This window comes from Aerosakkonema sp. BLCC-F183, from assembly GCF_041929145.1.
In the GTDB taxonomy this organism is placed as follows: Bacteria; Cyanobacteriota; Cyanobacteriia; order Cyanobacteriales; family Aerosakkonemataceae; genus Aerosakkonema.
This window is the reverse complement of record NZ_JBHFNU010000119.1, coordinates 12,246-30,101: the sequence shown is the minus strand read 5'-3', so window position 1 is coordinate 30,101 and position 17,856 is coordinate 12,246. Positions and strand designations below refer to the sequence as shown.

The following is a 17,856-nucleotide window of genomic DNA, read 5'->3' as shown; positions in this document are numbered from 1 at the left end:
TCCAAAATCCAAAATCCAAAATCCAAAATCGAGTGACTTATTTACGTCTGGAAGGTATCACCAAACGCTTTGGCAACTTTATTGCCAATGACAATATCAGTTTGAGCGTCAGTCGCGGCTCAATTCATGCCATGTTGGGCGAAAATGGAGCCGGTAAAACTACTTTAATGAATATTCTCTGCGGACTTTATCAACCAGATGCGGGTGACATTTATCTGGAAGAAAAACTGGTAAAAATTCACTCTGCTAATGCAGCAATTGAGTGTGGTGTTGGGATGATTCACCAGCATTTTATGTTGGTGTCGCAACTGACGGTAACGGAAAATATTATCCTGGGAACTGAGTTGGATTGGCGCTTGAATTTGCAGGCTAAAAGTAAAGCGATCGCACAAATGGCTCATGCCTATAATTTAGATATTGAACCGTTAGCAAAAGTAGAAAATTTACCAATTGGTTTGCAACAAAGAGTAGAAATTCTCAAAGCACTTTACCGCAAGGCAAAATTGTTGATTTTGGATGAGCCAACAGCCGTATTGACTCCCCCTGAAGTTGAGGTTTTAGGTGGAATTTTGCGGCAATTGGCGCGGGATGGACACACGATTATTTTCATCAGCCATAAGTTAGAAGAAGTGATGAATATCTGCGATACTGTTACCGTGTTGCGGCGGGGAAAAGTTATTGCAACCATGAAAACGGCAGATACAAACAGTCATGAATTAGCTAGATTAATGGTAGGTCGAGAAGTATTATTTCAATTGGATAAATCGGCTTGTGACTGCGGGGATGTGGTGTTAGAAGTCAAGAATTTGCAAGTGCGGGATGAGAGGAATTTGCTTGTTGTGAAAGATGTTTCTTTTCAACTTCGCGCTGGTGAAATATTGGGAATAGCTGGTGTTGATGGGAACGGACAGCGAGAATTGGCAGATGCGATCGCACTTTTGCGTACTGTCTCTGGGGGAAGTATTCAGAGATACCAGTCACACGCGGAGGAGGGAAGAGGAAAAAGTATTGCTTATATTCCCGAAGATAGGCAGAAAATGGGTTTGGTGATGAAGTTTAGCATTGCCAAAAACCTGATTCTGAAAGCTTTTAATTTGCTGCCATTTTGCCGTCGTTGGTTATTGCAATATGGGATAATTAATAACTACGCTGTTGAAGCAATGGAAAATTTTGATATTCGTGCAGAAAACCCATCTATTAAAGTTAGTCAATTGTCTGGCGGAAATCAACAAAAAGTGGTGCTTGCACGCGAACTTTCTGGCAATCCCGCTTTAATTGTGGCGATGCAACCTACACGCGGTTTGGATGTGGGTGCGACGGAGTACGTGCAGCAATGCTTGTTAGCTGAAAGGCAAAAAGGAGCGGCAATTTTGTATATTTCCACTGAATTGGAAGAGGTGATGGCGATGAGCGATCGCATCGCTGTTATGTACGAAGGTCAATTTGTTGATATCCTGGATGCAGCGACTGCGACGGTGGAACAGGTTGGTTATTTGATGACTGGTGGTAAAGTTTCGACAGGCGTTATGGAATAGCGATATTGGATGATATCATGACTGACGATCTCATATTATCTGTGGGAGATCGGGGGTTAAATTTTTACCGCAGATGTGGGCAGATAAACGCAGATGAACGCAGATAAGAAGGCATTTTTTTAGGCAACCGATGCTACCGGATATGATATGACTTTAAAACATAATTACGCCCAGAGCAAGCCTCGATATCGACGAAGATTTTACAACCGATTGCAATCGCTTGTGGTACACTTTTCATCTGCGTTTATCTGCGTTTATCTGCACTCATCTGCGGTAAAAAATAAATAATTTATGGTGTTGCTGCTGGTGTTGGCGTGGGAGTGGGTACAGTCGTAGAGGTGGGAGTGGTGGGAGCGGCGGTACAATAAGCAGGAGGCCAATTTTGGATTCTGGTGCGAGATCTGGCTAAAGTTTGCATTTGGGTGCGATAGCTGACCAGTTGGCTTTCCATTTGCGGTACTCTCGCCCTCATCCGATCTAAAATTTGAATCGCCTGTCGCCACTGTTGGGCGCAGACAGCTTGTTTGAGTTCTGCGTTGAGTTGTGCGTTGAGGTCAGTTTGAGATAAACTCGGATTTATCGCTAATCCGGTCATGGAGATGAAGGTTGCGATCGCTAAAATCCTGACTCTCATAGTTTCCACTGGCAAAGACGTGAAATACTTTTTTTAATATAAAGCATTTGTGTCATTTTCAATATAAACCTTTGCGAAGCTAAGACAGCTATGCCTTCCATCAACTCCTTGCGTTTTGATACCTCGAAATGGGAAGCGATCGAACAGTTAGACGATCGCATTATATGGAAAAACGATACAGCCGATCGCTTATCGCTGCACTTCTTTCCCATTCCCCCCGATCTTCCCGCTCCTTTAACTAACTTAACCAAACTGCGGAATTTTTATCGCCAAAATGTCATCCAAGCTGGCGGCGGTATTATATCTATAGATATTGGATCGGTAAAAAAGGTATCCGCAATCAAAACTATCTTCAAATTTCCGATGAAATCAACAGGTATGAGGTATATCGGTTCCCTCACTTTTCCCTTTGCCAATTTCAGTTATGTAATTAAGATTGATTGTCCGGAATCCGGGATGACAGGATTACGAGACTCTCTCGTTCATGCGCTGGTAATCAAAGATTTCGATCCTAAAGATCCGTTTAAAGGATGGTTTGAAGACCCCTACGATAAAACTCGCCAAGATGCAGTGATGTGGAGCAAATCTGACGATGAAAAATACGATAGCCAATTCCCCGATCACCCACTATCGCGAGCGCGTAAATATTTAATCGAAATCCCCACAAACCTTGAATTTACTAACGAAGTATTGCGGGCAAAACCATTTTAAATTACCCTTCTATGCGCGATGAAAATTCCCGGTTATTGTTAATATTATCCCCCATCGTGGCGATCGCATCCGCCCTCCTCCTGGGTGCCATCTTAATTTCCCTCGCCGGAGCGAACCCGGTAAAAGCTTATACCGTCCTCTTCTCCGAATCCCTGGCAAATTACTACGGTTTTGCCAATACCCTCACCAAAACAGCCCCCCTGCTGCTGGCAGGTTTGGGCGTGCAAGTGGCGCTGAAGGCGGGGCAATTCAATATTGGCGGGGAAGGACAGATTTACATGGGCGGACTCGGCAGCACTCTCGTTGGGTTATCTTTGCAAGGATGGCCTGCGTGGATTCACGTACCCTCAGCCCTGCTGGGGGGATTTCTGTTTGGCGCTGTTTGGGGTGGCATTCCGGGATATTTGAAAGCGGTACGAGGTGTAAACGAAGTCATCACCACCTTATTACTCAATTATATCGCTATTAACTTGGTGGCTTATCTCGTCAACGAACCGCTGCAAGAACCGAACGCGCCGACTGCGTATTCTCGCTTAATTTTTGAATCGGCTTGGTTGCCAATTATACTGCCAAAAACCCAAGCCCACGCCGGAATATTGGTAGGGATAATCGCGGCGGGGATAGTGTGGGTGGTCTTAGCGCGATCGCCTCTAGGATACCAAATCGAGGCAGTGGGATTAAACCCGATTGCCGCACGCTACGCCGGAATGTCGGTAAAACGAACAATTATAATTGTGATGGCGCTAGCGGGTGGATTGGCGGGGTTGGCAGGTTCTTCCGAGGTAATGGGATTGAAACATCGCTTATTCGAGCAATTTTCCCCCGGTTACGGATATGATGCCATTGCGATCGCCTTTCTCAGTCGCGGTAACATTGCCGGTATAGTGGCGACATCCCTCTTTTTCGGCGCTATCCGCAGCGGCGCAAACGCCATGCAACGGGGTGCGGCTGTTCCCGTGACCGTAGTTTACGCGATTCAGGGGTTAACCGTGTTGTTTATTGCCATCAGTTTTGCGATCGAAAGGCAACTTAAAAAATCAAAACCGAATTTATTTTTTAACGCAAAGGTACGCTAAGGTTTACACAGAGGTACGCAGAGAGTTAATCTAACTTTGCGTTCCTTTGCGCTATCCTTTGCGTTCCTTTGCGTTAAAAATATTGCTATAACTATGACTGAAGTAGGAAGTATTAACAATTTAACATTTTTTACCGATTACTTAATTGCCAGTTTGCGCCTCTCCGTCCCGTTAGCATTTGCGGCGTTGGGAGGACTTGTTTCCGAACGTTCCGGTGTGTTGAATATTGCTTTGGAGGGAATGTTATTATCCGGTGCGTTTGCTAGCGCGGCGGGAGCGTTTTTTACTGGTAATGTTTGGTTAGGGATGCTGTCAGCAATTGTCGTCGGGGGAATGGTGGGATTGCTGCACAGCTATCTTTGCGTTACTTTACGAGTCGATCAATTAGTATCCGGACTTGCTATCAATCTTACTGCTGCTGGATTGACTTCCTTTTGGTCGCGGATACTGTTTAATAGCAATCAAGCGCAACAATTACCGAGTCTCAAAACTGTGGCAATTCCCATATTGCAAGATATCCCCATTATCGGCGATCTGATTTTCAACCAAGACCCGCTAATTTATTTCCTCTTTCTATTAGTTCCTCTCACCGCTTATCTATTATTTCGTACCAGTTTGGGATTGTCTTTGCGTGCGGTAGGAGAATATCCCCGCGCCGCCGATACTGCGGGAGTTTCCGTTAATTTAGTGCGTTACGTAGCGGTAACAATTAGCGGTTGTTTGGCAGGTTTGGGAGGTGCTTATCTGGCATTAGTTCACGTCAAATATTTTGCGGAAGGGATGAGTGCGGGGAAAGGATTTATCGCTCTCGCCGCCTTAATTTTCGGCAAATGGCATCCCATCAGCACCGCTTTTGCTTGTCTGTTATTCGGTGCAACGGAAGCTTTGCAATTGCGAATTCAAGCTTTTAATTTGAATATTCCCTATCAATTTTTAGTGATGTTACCTTATCTAATTGCGCTGTTAGCGTTAGTGGGGTTAGCGGGTAAATCGACACCCCCCGCAGCACTGGGAATTCCCTACATTCCAGAAAGTCGCGATCGCTAACACTCATTTCCAAAATGCGATCGCACCTTCACCAAATCGCGCTACGCATTACACCCGTGTGGGATAAATCGCGCTACCCATCTCACCCGCGTGGGATTCAAATCCCACGCTAATAGCGCAAGTCCTCTGAAAGAGGACTGTTAATCGCAAATATTCAGTCCACTTCAGTGGACTTTAGCTATGAGCCTGGGGTTTGAACCCCACGCGGGTGAAAACCGTAGCGCGTCAACCCCAGGTGGGTGTAATGCCCAATCAAAAATCTCTGATGAATTTATTTTAATGATCGATCGCACTCCCACCCTCACCCCATCACAAAATGCGATCGCTCCTCATCAGAGACAGACTTGACAAAAGAGACATTTTATCGTAGACATACCAGTCTACATTTACATCTGCGTTCATCTGCGTTCATCTGTTAATATCTGCGGTAAAAAATCTTTTAAGATATTCTGCGAGGTTTTTGGCTAATTTTTAACCGCAGATGAACGCGGATGAACGCAGATTTTGGGATGATTTCTGTCTGTTGTGCAAGATTTTGGTTAATTTTTGAACGCAGATGAATGCAGATGAACGCGGATGAACGCAGATGTTTTTTTTGTCTGTCGCGGATGTTTGGGATAATTTGTTATGGTTGGTAAGTAACCCGATAAATCCGGTTGTTGGCTTCCTCGGTAAATAGCAAACTACCATCTGGCAGAACTAAGACACCGACGGGACGCCCCCAAGTTGTGGGTGCTGAAGGGTCAAGCAAAAACCCGGTGACAAAATCTTCGTAATATCCCAAAGGGCGATCGTTATCGCCGAAGGGAACAAACACAATTTTATAACCAGTACCTCGATCGCGATTCCAAGAACCGCGAAAAGCGACAAAAGCACCGTTGCGATATTTTTCTGGGAACGTCTTACCATCGTAAAACTGAATTCCCAAAGCAGCTGAGTGCGCTTGAAAAAGCACATCCGGCGATTTTGTTTGCGCTGCTAAGTCAGGACGATCGCTCTTTCCATCTTTGACACGACGCGGGTCGAGTTGATTGGGAGTCAGGTAAGCATAAGGCCAACCGTAAAATTCTCCCTGCTGTATGCGCGTCAGATAATCGGGAACCAAGTCATCGCCCAAACCATCTCGTTCGTTGACAGTCGTGTAAAGTTCTCCCGTTTTGGGATGAAAATCCAGTCCGACCGGGTTACGCAAACCAGACGCGAACGTTTGACGGTTGGAACCATCCAAATTCATCACCTGCACCGAAGCGCGAGGTAGTGGTTCTTCATCCACATTAGAACTGGAACCGATCGAAACATACAACTTTTTGCCATCCGGCGCAACCACCACATTCCGCGTCCAATGTTGGCGATACCCTCCCGGAGTCAGTTCGGTAATTTTTTCTCCCGTTCCGGAAAGTTGCTCTTGCCCTCTAGTATAAGGAAAGCGCAGAACTTCTCCCGTATTGCCAACGAAGAAGTATTTGTCTGCAAAAGCCATGCCGAAGGGAATATTTAACTTATTTTGCGATGTCGCGAATGTTTTCTTCACATCCGCAACGCCATCCCCGTTCGTATCCCGCAACAAACTAATGCGGTTTTGTCGAGTTTCCGTCACCAACACATCGCCAGTCGGAGTCATCGCTAACCAACGCGGTGCATCTACATTATCCGCAAAAACGTTAACTTTAAACCCAGGCGGTACGCGCAACGTCGGGTTATTCGGAATTGCGACAACTTTCGGAGACTTAGACGCGCTTTGGGTAGCGAAAGGTGGCGGTAAGTTAGCAGAGTTGATGCGGATGGGTGTCGGTGAGAGGGGTGTCGATCGCACCGCAGAGCTGCTAGGATTAGCAGCGCGTTCTCCTAATTGCGCCGTATCTCCCCGATTTGTGGAAGCGCGAGTCAAGTTACACGCACTTGCTGCTGTCAGCAATAAAACTAACGTTACCCAGTGCAAAAATTTCATGCCTAATCGACGATCGTAATTTCTCCAGCCCCGATGCTTTTTTTATTTTGACTTTTGACTTTTGACTTTTACCTCCCATGCGTTTGACTTCACTCGATGTCTTTCGAGGCATTACCATTGCAGCCATGATTCTTGTCAATATGGCTGGCGTCGCTGACAAAGTTTATCCCTTCCTCGAACACGCTGACTGGAACGGCTGCACCCTCGCCGATTTTGTCTTTCCCTTCTTCCTGTTTATCGTCGGTGTAGCGATGGCCTTCTCCCTCTCTAAGTACACCAAAGCCAAACACCCAACTGCCTCTGTCTATCGGCGGATTATCACTCGCAGTCTGATTCTCTTCCTCCTGGGATTGCTGCTCAACGGTTTTTGGAATTACGATTTGAGCAATATCAGAATTATGGGGGTATTGCAGCGCATCAGTCTCGCTTACCTGCTAGCTGCCGTCGCCATTCTCAACTTACCGCGAAAAGCGATCTGGGTGCTAATTTTACTTATACTCGTTGGCTACTGGGGGGCGATGATTTATATTCCCGTTCCCGATTACGGTGCTGGCGTATTTACGCGAGAAGGGAATTTTGGAGCGTATGTCGATCGTCTCATCATTCCGGCAGCACATTTATATAAAGGAGATAATTTCAACTCGATGGGAGACCCGGAAGGACTCTTCAGCACCTTACCGGCAGTTGCGACCACACTCGCTGGCTATCTGACCGGCAAATGGCTGCGAGACGAACCGATTACCAGCCGCACCAGTATCAATTTAGCATTAATTGGCATCATTTGTCTAGTTCTCGGTTGGGATTGGGGTTTCTTCTTCCCCATCAACAAAAAACTGTGGACAAGTTCCTACGTTCTCTACAGCGCCGGTGCAGCGATGCTGTTACTCGCAGCTTGTTATGAATTAATTGATATCCGCGAACTCCGCCGTTGGGGAAAACCTTTTGAAGTGTTGGGATTGAATGCTATCTTCATCTTTGTCGCTTCCGTTTTGGCAATTAAAATCATGGTAAAAACCCATATCGGTACTGGCGACAATGCACCCACTACCTACAATTGGATTTACGAACATCTTTTTGGCGGTGGGATGAATGGTTCTCTCTTATTCGCCACAGTCACATTGCTATTTTGGTTGGCAATTGCCTATCTCATGTATTGGCGGCGTTGGTTTATTAAAGTTTGACACACCTTTGCATCTGTACTGCATTTTTATGATGTAGTTTAGGGTGCGTCAGATATGTCAGTTTATCCGATAATTTTCACTTGTTTGTCTGACGCACCCTACACCGATAATTAGTAGTTTAAATACCAAACAACTTACATCATATCCGGTTGCATCGGTAGCCGCAAAAATTTGCGATACGTGCTTCGCACACGCTTCGCGATCGCATCTGTTTTCATCTGTGGTAAAAACTTCACCACCTATTTTTCAATTCATTTAATACTCAACTCATTAAATATCGCGAGGGAGAGAACGAAATCGACTATAAAAATACACACCCAGCTAGTCACAACTGCTGCTTTGGTAGAAGCACTCACACCCTTTGCGCCGCCTTTAGTAGTGAGTCCCCAACCGCAACCGATCATCGCTATAATTCCGCCAAAAACAAAAGCTTTGATAACCACACTTAACAAATCTTTTAAACCTAAAAAATCCCGCACAGAATCCAAAAACACATCTACAGGTAAATGGTAAAAATAGAAGGCGACAAACACACCTCCACCTATGCCTGCAAACAATGAAAAAACACTTAAAATAGGTAACATCAAACAACAGGCGATCGCACGCGGAATCACTAAATAATCAATCGGATTTGTTCTCAACATATATAAGGCATCGATTTGCTCTGTTACTTGCATTTCTCCTATTTCTGCGGCAAAAGACGCACCCACTTGTCCCGCTACTACACTCGCTGTTAAAACTGGTGCTAATTCCCGACAAAAAGCTAAGGCAAATGCACCTCCCACCGCCGAAAGCGCCCCATAACGAATTAATTCTCGCGCCGATTGAATTGTAAAAATCATCCCGGCAAAATAGGCGATTATCAATACTGAATTTAGGGAACCGAGTCCTACATTTGCCATATGTTCCATGATATGGCGGCTATCAATTTTACCTTTGAGCAAGCGCACAACTACTTGACCCATTAATAATAAGGTTGCTAAAAATCTTTCTCCCCATTGATGTGCAAAATTATCTTCCCAATTTGCTGAATTTATAGATAAGTTTTTGGTTTTTACATCGGTGTTATTACTTTTTTTGATTGGTTGACGATCGCTTTCATCGATTTTTTTTAAATAAACTTTATTTGGTCTGGTTAAAGTTAGTTTATTTCTCCACTTTGCTCCCTGATGCCTGCGAGATTTTACCATTTAAGTTTCCTTGTCACAGATTTTGATAACTATGTCAAAATAGATTACGTTATTGTTCCCATCTCACAGGCTAAAAGTAACGTAAATTTACCAATTTTCTGCTAGAGCGTCCCATTGTTGCAACGCGGCGACAAGTTCCATAAAATTCTCTGAAAAAATACCCAAAACCGCATACCGTAATAATGCGAGGCGCGTTTAACTTTGCTGCTAATTCTCAAGTTTCTCTAAGGTGACGATCGCAATGAAGAGGGTGGAATTCGTGCATCGCATACGCCTGTACTGCGGCAATTTGATATTGGCGGATACCGTTCCACTTCCCAGTTTCTCTAATCGCCAAATGAAGCCGCTCTGAAAAGGATTTTTCCGGTATGGAATCTTCCCAATATGCCAGCACGAAATGCGTTTAAATTCCTCCCTCTCCTCTTCTTTTCATCATCGACGCGGATCTGTTGCCGGTGCGCGATCGACTAACAGTACATCGTCCTCTTGAACTAACACTGTGATTAATGGTAAATTGCGTCTGGCTGGCCCTTTAGTTACCTTCCCTTGGGCATCAAATGTCGCACCGTGACAGGGGCAAACAAAAACATTTTTTTCCGTCTTCCATTCCACAGTACATTTGTGATGGGGACAACTGGGATTGATGGCGTAACCGGCTAGTTTCGGCCCTTCATTAATCACCAAATATGTTGCTCTCGGCAATCCTTGTACCAGCACCGGACGACCCGCTACCGCACTTGCCAGCAAAGTACTTTCCTGTAAGTGTTTGCCGTTGCTATCCAGCGCAGGTACGCCGCGAAGATAATTTTGACAAGCTTCGCTGTTCCGGTTTTGAGTGCAAGGTGTGGTAGTATTTCTTCGTTCGTGGCTTAAACTCTTCTCCGGTAGCATCCAGCCAAGGGCAACAGTTCCAGCCGTGCCAAATACCATATATTTTAAGAATTCTCGCCGATTTTTATCGCTATTTTTATTTTCCATGTATTCTCCTGTTTGCCGCTTATTCAAATTAGCATTTTATGCTTTTATACGCTATCATATTTGCCGATAAAAGTAAAACGATTTTACATAAATTTAATTTTCTTGGATTGTGCGATCGAGCAAAAATAAGCAGATATTAAAGCGCTGGATATCCAGTGAAAAACGCCAATAGCAAAAATCCGATATTTTTGAAATTAAAAAAAGTATTTTAATCGGAAACGATCGCGCTTGCGGCCAGAAAAATCATCAACTATATTAGACACAAAAGCGGGATTTTAAAGTTCCCGCCAAACATTATCTATATCAATCCCTCGCAGCGCAGTTAAAAATGTCGTGCGATCGCCTATGGCCCATACCCTCATATCCTTTCGATCGAACAAGAAACTCAGATCGTCATTATTCCCAAGCAAACAATGGCAGAGAGCAGCATTTTTTCACCCCTACCCACAGAAGATGGCTCCTTTACCTTCTTTTCCGCTGAATTTGGGGAAACCTTTCACAGTGCGTCAGGCGCGATTGAGGAAGCCGAACTTAAATTTGTCAATCCTGTGCAACTGAGATCCAAAGCTGTGCAACCAAGTTTGCGGCTGTTGGATATTTGTTACGGTTTGGGTTATAACACAGCTGCTGCCTTGGCAGCTATTTGGGAAGTTAATCCCAGTTGCCGCGTAGAGCTAATGGCACTAGAGTTAGACCCAAGAGTACCAAAAGCGGCGATCGCACACAACTTAACTGACACCTGGCTTCATCCCATTCCGCAAATTCTCGCCGAGTTAGCTGCCGATCGGCAAGTAAAAACAACCCAACTGCAAGCAAACTTGCTGATTGGTGACGCCAGAATCACAATTGAGCAAATCTGTCCCAGCTTCCAGGCAGATGCCATTTTTCTCGACCCTTTTTCCCCTCCCAAGAGTCCCCAACTGTGGACGGTAGAATTTTTGGGATTAGTAGCCAAATGCCTCAAACCAGAAGGTATCCTCGCTACCTATTCTTGTTCTGCCGCAGTGCGATCGGCATTGATGGCTGCTAATTTGCAAATAGGTTCCGCACCACCAGTAGGGAGGCGCTCTCCTGGTACAGTGGCTGCTAGGCGCAGGTGGCAAACACCTTCTTACCTACCGCCACTCTCCCAACAAGAACTAGAACACTTACAAACTCGTGCTGCCATTCCCTATCGCGATCCAAATCTTTGCGATCGCGCCGAAACAATTGTACTCCGGCGTAAAATAGAACAAGGAACTTCTTCTCTAGAATCAACCGCTCAGTGGAAAAAACGCTGGTTATCTACCCAAAAATAAGTTACCGTATTCCACAAGCCTGACTCCACAGGCAAGCGGAAGATTTGCGATCGAGATCGCAGCTACCCCAATCGCTTATCACAGCTTTAAGGTTAGTTATATGCTGGTATAGGGTAAGGGTTCTAGCATTCTATGTTTTACCCAAATAAATCATCGAATTCTGTAGTCTACAGAGCAAATCATCCCTTGCTCTTTGTGAAATAGTTGACTTACTCTTCAGATACAGTGAAAATCCTCGAACTATTAGGAAGGCAACTGTGGCCTTGAGTCCTCGTTTTGATACTGATTCCGGCTCGTGTGGCGGTAATATTTTTAAGCCGCCGCATGAGCCAACAATTTTCGATTCATTGGGCGCTTCAACGTCTTTTAGTATATCTTCGCCAACCCCAGATAGCGGCGAATCGGAACAGCCAAAAATTCTGGTGGTTGATGACCATCCCGCCAGTCGGATGACAGCAGCTGCATTACTGGCGGTGGAAGGTTATGAAGTTTTAGAAGCAGAGAATGGACCTGCCGCCCTAAATATGGTTTTGGAATCCAAACCAGATGTCATTTTACTGGATGTAATGATGCCGGGGATGGATGGGTTTGAAGTTTGCCGACAGTTAAAGCAAGATGAACAAACACGCTTAATCCCGGTAATTTTTATTACCGCGCTCAATGATAGACGATCGCGCATCCGAGGTATAGAAGCCGGGGGAGACGATTTTCTCACCAAACCTTTCGATCGCTTAGAACTGGCAGCTCGCGTCAAGTCGCTGGTACGCCAAAAGCGTCTCAATGAAGACTTAGACCACGCAGAACAAGTCGTTTTCTCGATCGCACGGGCGATCGAAAGCCGCGACCCCAACACCGGCGACCACTGCGAAAGGTTAGTGGATATGGGTAAAGCCTTCGGCGAATATCTCCACCTTTCCCGCGCAGATATTCGGGACTTGATGTGGGGAGGTTACCTCCACGATATCGGCAAAGTGGGCATTCCCGATGCTGTGTTGCTCAAAAAAGGAAAATTTACTCCTGAAGAACTGGAGGTAATGAAGCAGCACGTCATTATCGGCGAAAAAATTTGTCAACCGCTGCGGACAATGCGGGGCGTACTCCCGATTATCCGCCATCACCACGAACGCTGGGATGGGACAGGTTATCCCGATCGCCTTGCAGGTAATGATATTCCCTTGCTAGCTCAAGTATTTCAAATTATCGATATTTACGACGCCCTCACCAGCGAACGTCCTTACAAAAAAGCATTTACGCCAGCCGAAGCACTGGGAATTATTGACGAAGAAACAGCCAAAGGGTGGCGCAATCCCAAACTTGTGGCTCAATTTACGGAATTTATTCACATTATTGGTCAGAGAAAAACTCAAAGGTAATAGTAGTAACAGAATGACTCCAAGCGCGGTATACTCCGTGGGGAGTAGACTGACTCAAGAAAAATGGTAGCGGTAGCAATTTTAGCGGCGGGACGCGGGACGCGGATGAAATCGGTACTGCCCAAGGTACTGCATTCCTTGGGTGGGCGATCGCTGATTGAAAGAATTCTCCTCACAGCTTTGGAGATCGATCCGAAAAGATATCTGGCAATTGTCGGATATCAAGGGGAAAAGGTGAAAGCAGCTCTGGAACATATCCCAGATTTGGAATTTGTCGAACAATCGGAACAATTGGGAACGGGACACGCTGTTCAACAATTACTGCCCCATCTGGAAGGTTTTCCAGGTGACTTGCTGGTTTTAAATGGGGATGTGCCTTTGCTGCGATCGCAAACGCTCAAACATCTGATCGAAACTCATCAGCAGCATCGCAATGCGGTCACTTTGTTAACGGCCCATGTACCGAATCCGCAAGGGTACGGTCGGGTATTCTGCGACGGTCAAAATCTGATTAAACAAATTGTCGAAGACCGGGACTGCAATGCAGCTCAAAAGCAAAATCATCGCATTAATGCGGGAATATATTGTTTCAATTGGCCTCTATTAGCAAAAGTTCTGCCCCAATTGCAAGCTAATAATGACCAAAAAGAATATTACTTGACTGATGCTTGTAATTTGATGGAACCGGTGATGGCGGTCGATGTGGAAGATTATGAGGAAATTTTGGGGATAAACGATCGCAAGCAATTGGCAACAGCTTACGAGATTTTGCAAGAGCGCGTTAAAGATAAGTGGATGGCTGCGGGTGTTACTATTATTGACCCAAAGAGTGTGACGATCGATGATACGGTGCTGTTGGAACCGGATATTATTATTGAACCTCAAACTCATTTGCGCGGTCAAACTGTGATTAAATCGGGTAGCAGAATTGGCCCTGGCAGTTCGATCGAAAATAGTCAGATTGGGGAAAATGTCACTGTTCTTTATTCTGTTATTAGTGATAGTGCTGTACAATCGGGCAGTAGGATTGGCCCTTACGCTCACCTGCGCGGTCATGTTGAGGTGGGTAATGGTTGTCGGATCGGCAATTTTGTCGAACTGAAGAATACTGTTTTGGGCGATCGCACTAATGTGGCTCATCTATCATATCTGGGAGATACTACCGCCGGGGAGCGCGTTAATATCGGTGCGGGTACAATTACTGCTAATTATGATGGGGTGAACAAACATCCTACCAAAATTGGCGATCGCACTAAAACTGGTTCTAATAGCGTTCTCGTCGCCCCACTCACATTAGGATCGGATGTCACTGTCGCCGCCGGTTCGACTGTGACCGAAGATGTGCCAGATGATAGTTTGGTAATTGCCCGCGCTACTCAAGTGGTTAAACCTGGTTGGCGGTTGAAAACTAATGGCGACTCGCAGGTGACTTAGAGATACTGTGGGGTTAGACCCTAACCCCGATTCTTGTCTCTGTCCCGGCCTAAAACAGAATAGTTCTTCCTTATCGATTCCACGATAACAAAAAATTTTAACCTTGTCAAGTGGTTACAAAAAAATTTTTGATAGAGTGCCAGTCCACTAGAATAAATCGATCGTCACAACGAAATATGTATGAAATATGTATTATGTAGGGGCTTTCGCATTCGGGCGACAATCGATCGCTATCTACAACAATTTTTATATCCGAATGCTTTTGTATGAAATATGTATTATGTAGGGGCTTTCGCATTCGGGCGACAATCGATCGCTATCTACAACAATTTTTATATCCGAATGCTTCGCCCTGCCGAGGTGCTTATGTTTAGTTCCCTCTAGCACTACAGCGACTGTCTTGCTGACACGATAGTTATTCCTTATCGACAACAGCATAACAAAAAAAAATTTAGCTGTCAAGAGGTTGTTTCCATCTCTTTTCCGACTATTTTTCCTTCCCTTCCCTTCCCTCTAGTCGGTCTCGACAGTTCTGACTGATGCTATACCCGTTTGCGTTCGGCAAAATCTTATAGTAGCGCCACTACATTAAATCGATTAGCGGTGATAAATTGGTTAGCTACTTCTTCTATATAATTATCTGTCGATGACCATATCCCAGACAAAGGTAATTGACCGGATGAAGATTTCTTTGATGTGATTTTCGGCAATTGGGGTAACATTTTACTTCCCCAAGCGGCGGGTTTTTTGACTTTTGGTTGGGGTTTATATCTTTGACAGAAACCGCGATATTTTTTCGCACATTCGTCTAAAGATTTGGATTTGGGGTTTAGGCTAGTTGGATGATGGTGGTGGCGACTGGTGTCAACAACCCATGGGGATTACCCTCATACCCATACCCCAACACTCCAGGCAAATCATCATCCACGTCACACGTCCCCACCTCCGCCCCACCCCTATCCTCGTTTATCAACTCTACCATCTCCTCAAAATGATTCAAGAAGGTTTGGTTCTCCTCCTTCCCGCCGCATCTCAAAGCACTTTCATAGACAATTTTCCATTTTACACTATCTACCTCCTCATCTTTTTTCCACTTATTTATCATCCCTTCCCAATTCGATATTTCCTTTGAACTCCCGATATACACTTCTATACTCGTCTTCTGATGTCGACTCTTCAACATCCACGACGTTGACGTATCCCCCGTATCAGTAACCCCCGAGGATAATTTCACCACATTGCCCGTCCCGTCGGCTATTGTGCTGTTGGTTATTTCATCAACAGCTCCATTAACATTTATAATTTGGTTTTCATGATCATATTCCACTTCCATTCCCTCGTGCTTCCAGCCCCACACACCTTTGTATTTATTCAGATAGGCTTGGCTCCATGAGTTACAATGATCGAGAGTCCACCAATCCAAAACCAAATTTCCTTTGTCATCTATGCCTTGGGTCTTTGCTTCTAACAGTATATCAGCTGGCTTCACCCACTCTGCGTAATCAGCCAGCAACTTTGTAGTAGTTGAGTCTGCGTCAAGAGCAAATAAGTCAGCTACTTCATGCGCTGCTTCGGCGATTATAACTGACTCATCACTCTGGCTCTGGTCTACATCTACTCGTTGCTCAAGATCGTTATAATCATTAAGTAATTCTCCAGCGTCTGTTGGCTTTGGGATTGAGTGGAGTTGGAAGTTCATAAAGTCATGGAAATTTGAGATAAAATCCCCATAGGTGTGAGTAGCGTTTGTCGTCTTGGTAGCATATATTTCATGTAGGTCGTAAGCGATCGCGTTTGTCGTCGAAGTATCATCATATATTTCCATAAGGTCGTAAGCGATCGCTTCGTTCTTAAAGTCTGTTTCTACTATTGTTTCGTCCAATTTGTCAAGGGAACTTATTTCATCTTGCACATTATCAGTCAAACCCTGTGGGTCTTCTATCTCCACGAAATCAGTTAACAAATTATCGAAGTCTGTATTGCTTGTGTCACCTGTTTCTTCCGTAAACTCACTCAACAGAGTTTCTTTACTGAGTGTCATCTTTTTTCACCCTGTCTTACTTTTGTGTAACTTTAAATCTATCTAAAGATAGATCTTTCCATTTTCTCCCTTAATGTACATCAGTAACATTACTTGACTTCTGAGAAATTGTGCCAAATTTCGGATTACACCGCTTTTTCTACCTTTTCTCTACCTGACTCACCTTCGCAGCTTAATTCCTTCACAGCTACTTCACGTGACTTTCCATTCCTTCACAACTACTTCACACGACTAGCATCTAGTAGTTGAGTGTTTGTACTGAAATTTGTGGGGGAGAGGGGAATGGGGACAAATGTGTTGTACAATCCAATTCCAGATAATTCCAGATCCTCGATAACGCAGAATCAGTCGGTCATCTCAGTTCAAAATAAAAAATGCGATTCGCCGCTTGACTTACTTCCTTTTTTGGTGTATTTTTTAAATAATGGGAATATTTTCAATTTTAAGTATAATAAAATAGTTCTTCCTCATCAAAAATAGCATAACAAAAAATTTTTATCTTGTCAAGTACTTTCTCCCTCTTTTTTGATACGTATGCGGATAGAAACCTCGGCTCGGGCGTTGCATATACCTGCCGGCAGGCGATGCCTACGCGATGGCGATTGTGGCCCGTATATGACTCTGACGCACCCTACTGAACATAACGAGGTAAAGATTAGGTACGTTAGTTGGGCTTGACGCCTCTTATTCGAGGGATAAGAGGCGTCAAGCCCAACTACATACCTACATACCCAGAGGGGCTAAAGCCCAACTACGTACTCAGTTTTAAATTTTAGTAGCAAGGTCTCTTAACTCCTCTAGAACTTTCTTGTTTTTCTGACTGCGGCTTCCGTACAAACGGGCGGAGAAAACAGTAATTATTTCTAACACATCTTTGGCTAAATCTTCTTCATAACTAGCATCTTCTGTCCGATTAATAATTACTACTTCTGTCCCGAAATGTTCGCAGAGAGAAAAAATTAGCTCTGAGCCAAATCTCAGCAACCTATCTTTATGGGTTAACACTAATCGTTCGACTTGATTATCTGTAATCATCCGAATCAATCTTTGTAATCCACGTTTGCTGTAATTTAGCCCAGAGCCTAAATCTTCAATAATTTGATAAGTCCATCCATGTTGAGCGCAGAAAAGTTCGAGGACTTGCTTTTGAGTTTCCAATTCACTCTTTCGATCGTGAGTTGAGACTCTAGCATAACCGACTGTGATAGAATTATCTGGCTTTACTCCCAGTAATTGCGCTAAATCGTAACGTCGATGGCCATTAGCTGTGCGCTCTGGAATTAGCTTTCCTTCTGCCTCCCACCTTCTCAGGGTAGAGGTAGCAACGCCTTTAAGTTTTGCTGCTTCAGATATGGTTAACTTACTCATACCAATATTATAGCTCACATATTGAGTAGATATGAGTAGGAT

General features: G+C 44.6%; 17 protein-coding genes. 9 read left to right on the top strand and 8 right to left on the bottom strand.

The features are described 5' to 3' along the window. Positions 1 to 32: 32 nt before the first annotated feature. Complete coding sequence (locus ACE1CD_RS35090; RefSeq protein WP_374827725.1) at positions 33 to 1,535, top strand: ABC transporter ATP-binding protein; 1,503 nt, start codon at positions 33 to 35, stop codon at positions 1,533 to 1,535. A gap of 289 nt (positions 1,536 to 1,824) precedes the next feature. On the opposite strand, the gene ACE1CD_RS35085 is transcribed toward ACE1CD_RS35090, so the two are convergent. Continuing rightward, positions 1,825 to 2,169: a hypothetical protein gene (locus tag ACE1CD_RS35085; protein WP_374794260.1), complete on the bottom strand. Its 345-nt coding sequence runs from the start codon at positions 2,167 to 2,169 to the stop codon at positions 1,825 to 1,827. A 90-nt stretch (positions 2,170 to 2,259) separates the two neighbouring features. Here ACE1CD_RS35085 and ACE1CD_RS35080 point away from each other — a divergent pair, with 90 nt between their 5' ends. The 4 genes from ACE1CD_RS35080 to ACE1CD_RS35065 all read left to right on the top strand — a co-directional run bounded on the left by ACE1CD_RS35080 (position 2,260) and on the right by ACE1CD_RS35065 (position 5,351). After that, a complete protein-coding gene (locus ACE1CD_RS35080) occupies positions 2,260 to 2,880 on the top strand; it encodes a hypothetical protein (RefSeq protein WP_374827724.1) in 621 nt (206 codons plus the stop codon). A gap of 11 nt (positions 2,881 to 2,891) precedes the next feature. Then, positions 2,892 to 3,956, top strand: coding sequence for an ABC transporter permease (locus ACE1CD_RS35075; RefSeq protein ID WP_374794258.1), 1,065 nt, complete (start codon positions 2,892 to 2,894; stop codon positions 3,954 to 3,956). Positions 3,957 to 4,049: 93 nt separating this feature from the next. Continuing rightward, positions 4,050 to 5,003, top strand: coding sequence for an ABC transporter permease (locus ACE1CD_RS35070; protein WP_374794257.1), 954 nt, complete (start codon positions 4,050 to 4,052; stop codon positions 5,001 to 5,003). Positions 5,004 to 5,183: 180 nt separating this feature from the next. Next, positions 5,184 to 5,351 carry a hypothetical protein gene (locus ACE1CD_RS35065; RefSeq protein WP_374827723.1) on the top strand — a complete coding sequence of 56 codons (168 nt, stop codon included), beginning with the start codon at positions 5,184 to 5,186 and terminating at the stop codon, positions 5,349 to 5,351. A gap of 277 nt (positions 5,352 to 5,628) precedes the next feature. Here ACE1CD_RS35065 and ACE1CD_RS35060 read toward each other — a convergent pair whose 3' ends face one another. Continuing rightward, on the bottom strand, positions 5,629 to 6,951 hold the full coding sequence (locus tag ACE1CD_RS35060) for a PQQ-dependent sugar dehydrogenase (protein ID WP_374827722.1): 1,323 nt from the start codon (positions 6,949 to 6,951) through the stop codon (positions 5,629 to 5,631). Positions 6,952 to 7,028: 77 nt separating this feature from the next. Between ACE1CD_RS35060 and ACE1CD_RS35055 the strand changes: the two genes are divergently transcribed. Next, on the top strand, positions 7,029 to 8,132 hold the full coding sequence (locus tag ACE1CD_RS35055; protein WP_374827721.1) for an acyltransferase family protein: 1,104 nt from the start codon (positions 7,029 to 7,031) through the stop codon (positions 8,130 to 8,132). A gap of 251 nt (positions 8,133 to 8,383) precedes the next feature. On the opposite strand, the gene ACE1CD_RS35050 is transcribed toward ACE1CD_RS35055, so the two are convergent. The 3 genes from ACE1CD_RS35050 to ACE1CD_RS35040 all read right to left on the bottom strand — a co-directional run bounded on the left by ACE1CD_RS35050 (position 8,384) and on the right by ACE1CD_RS35040 (position 10,327). Next, positions 8,384 to 9,322: an MlaE family lipid ABC transporter permease subunit gene (locus ACE1CD_RS35050; protein ID WP_374827720.1), complete on the bottom strand. Its 939-nt coding sequence runs from the start codon at positions 9,320 to 9,322 to the stop codon at positions 8,384 to 8,386. A gap of 214 nt (positions 9,323 to 9,536) precedes the next feature. Then, entirely contained in the window at positions 9,537 to 9,716 is a 180-nt protein-coding gene (locus ACE1CD_RS35045) for a hypothetical protein (RefSeq protein WP_374794252.1), read from the bottom strand. A 38-nt stretch (positions 9,717 to 9,754) separates the two neighbouring features. Further along, positions 9,755 to 10,327 (bottom strand): Rieske 2Fe-2S domain-containing protein, encoded by a 573-nt coding sequence (locus ACE1CD_RS35040; protein WP_374827718.1) that lies wholly within the window; start codon positions 10,325 to 10,327, stop codon positions 9,755 to 9,757. Between the two features lie 386 nt (positions 10,328 to 10,713). Here ACE1CD_RS35040 and ACE1CD_RS35035 point away from each other — a divergent pair, with 386 nt between their 5' ends. From ACE1CD_RS35035 to glmU, 3 genes are all read left to right on the top strand, one after another. Further along, positions 10,714 to 11,598, top strand: coding sequence for a tRNA (5-methylaminomethyl-2-thiouridine)(34)-methyltransferase MnmD (locus ACE1CD_RS35035; RefSeq protein ID WP_374794250.1), 885 nt, complete (start codon positions 10,714 to 10,716; stop codon positions 11,596 to 11,598). 257 nt (positions 11,599 to 11,855) lie between these two features. Beyond that, a complete protein-coding gene (locus ACE1CD_RS35030) occupies positions 11,856 to 12,971 on the top strand; it encodes an HD domain-containing phosphohydrolase (protein WP_374794249.1) in 1,116 nt (371 codons plus the stop codon). Positions 12,972 to 13,034: 63 nt separating this feature from the next. Then, complete coding sequence (glmU, locus tag ACE1CD_RS35025; RefSeq protein WP_374827717.1) at positions 13,035 to 14,405, top strand: bifunctional UDP-N-acetylglucosamine diphosphorylase/glucosamine-1-phosphate N-acetyltransferase GlmU; 1,371 nt, start codon at positions 13,035 to 13,037, stop codon at positions 14,403 to 14,405. Between the two features lie 569 nt (positions 14,406 to 14,974). On the opposite strand, the gene ACE1CD_RS35020 is transcribed toward glmU, so the two are convergent. From ACE1CD_RS35020 to ACE1CD_RS35010, 3 genes are all read right to left on the bottom strand, one after another. After that, positions 14,975 to 15,127 carry a hypothetical protein gene (locus ACE1CD_RS35020; RefSeq protein ID WP_374827716.1) on the bottom strand — a complete coding sequence of 51 codons (153 nt, stop codon included), beginning with the start codon at positions 15,125 to 15,127 and terminating at the stop codon, positions 14,975 to 14,977. A gap of 107 nt (positions 15,128 to 15,234) precedes the next feature. Then, positions 15,235 to 16,446 carry a hypothetical protein gene (locus ACE1CD_RS35015; RefSeq protein WP_374827715.1) on the bottom strand — a complete coding sequence of 404 codons (1,212 nt, stop codon included), beginning with the start codon at positions 16,444 to 16,446 and terminating at the stop codon, positions 15,235 to 15,237. A gap of 765 nt (positions 16,447 to 17,211) precedes the next feature. Beyond that, complete coding sequence (locus ACE1CD_RS35010; protein WP_374801097.1) at positions 17,212 to 17,814, bottom strand: IS607 family transposase; 603 nt, start codon at positions 17,812 to 17,814, stop codon at positions 17,212 to 17,214. Between the last annotated feature and the right edge of the window lie 42 nt (positions 17,815 to 17,856).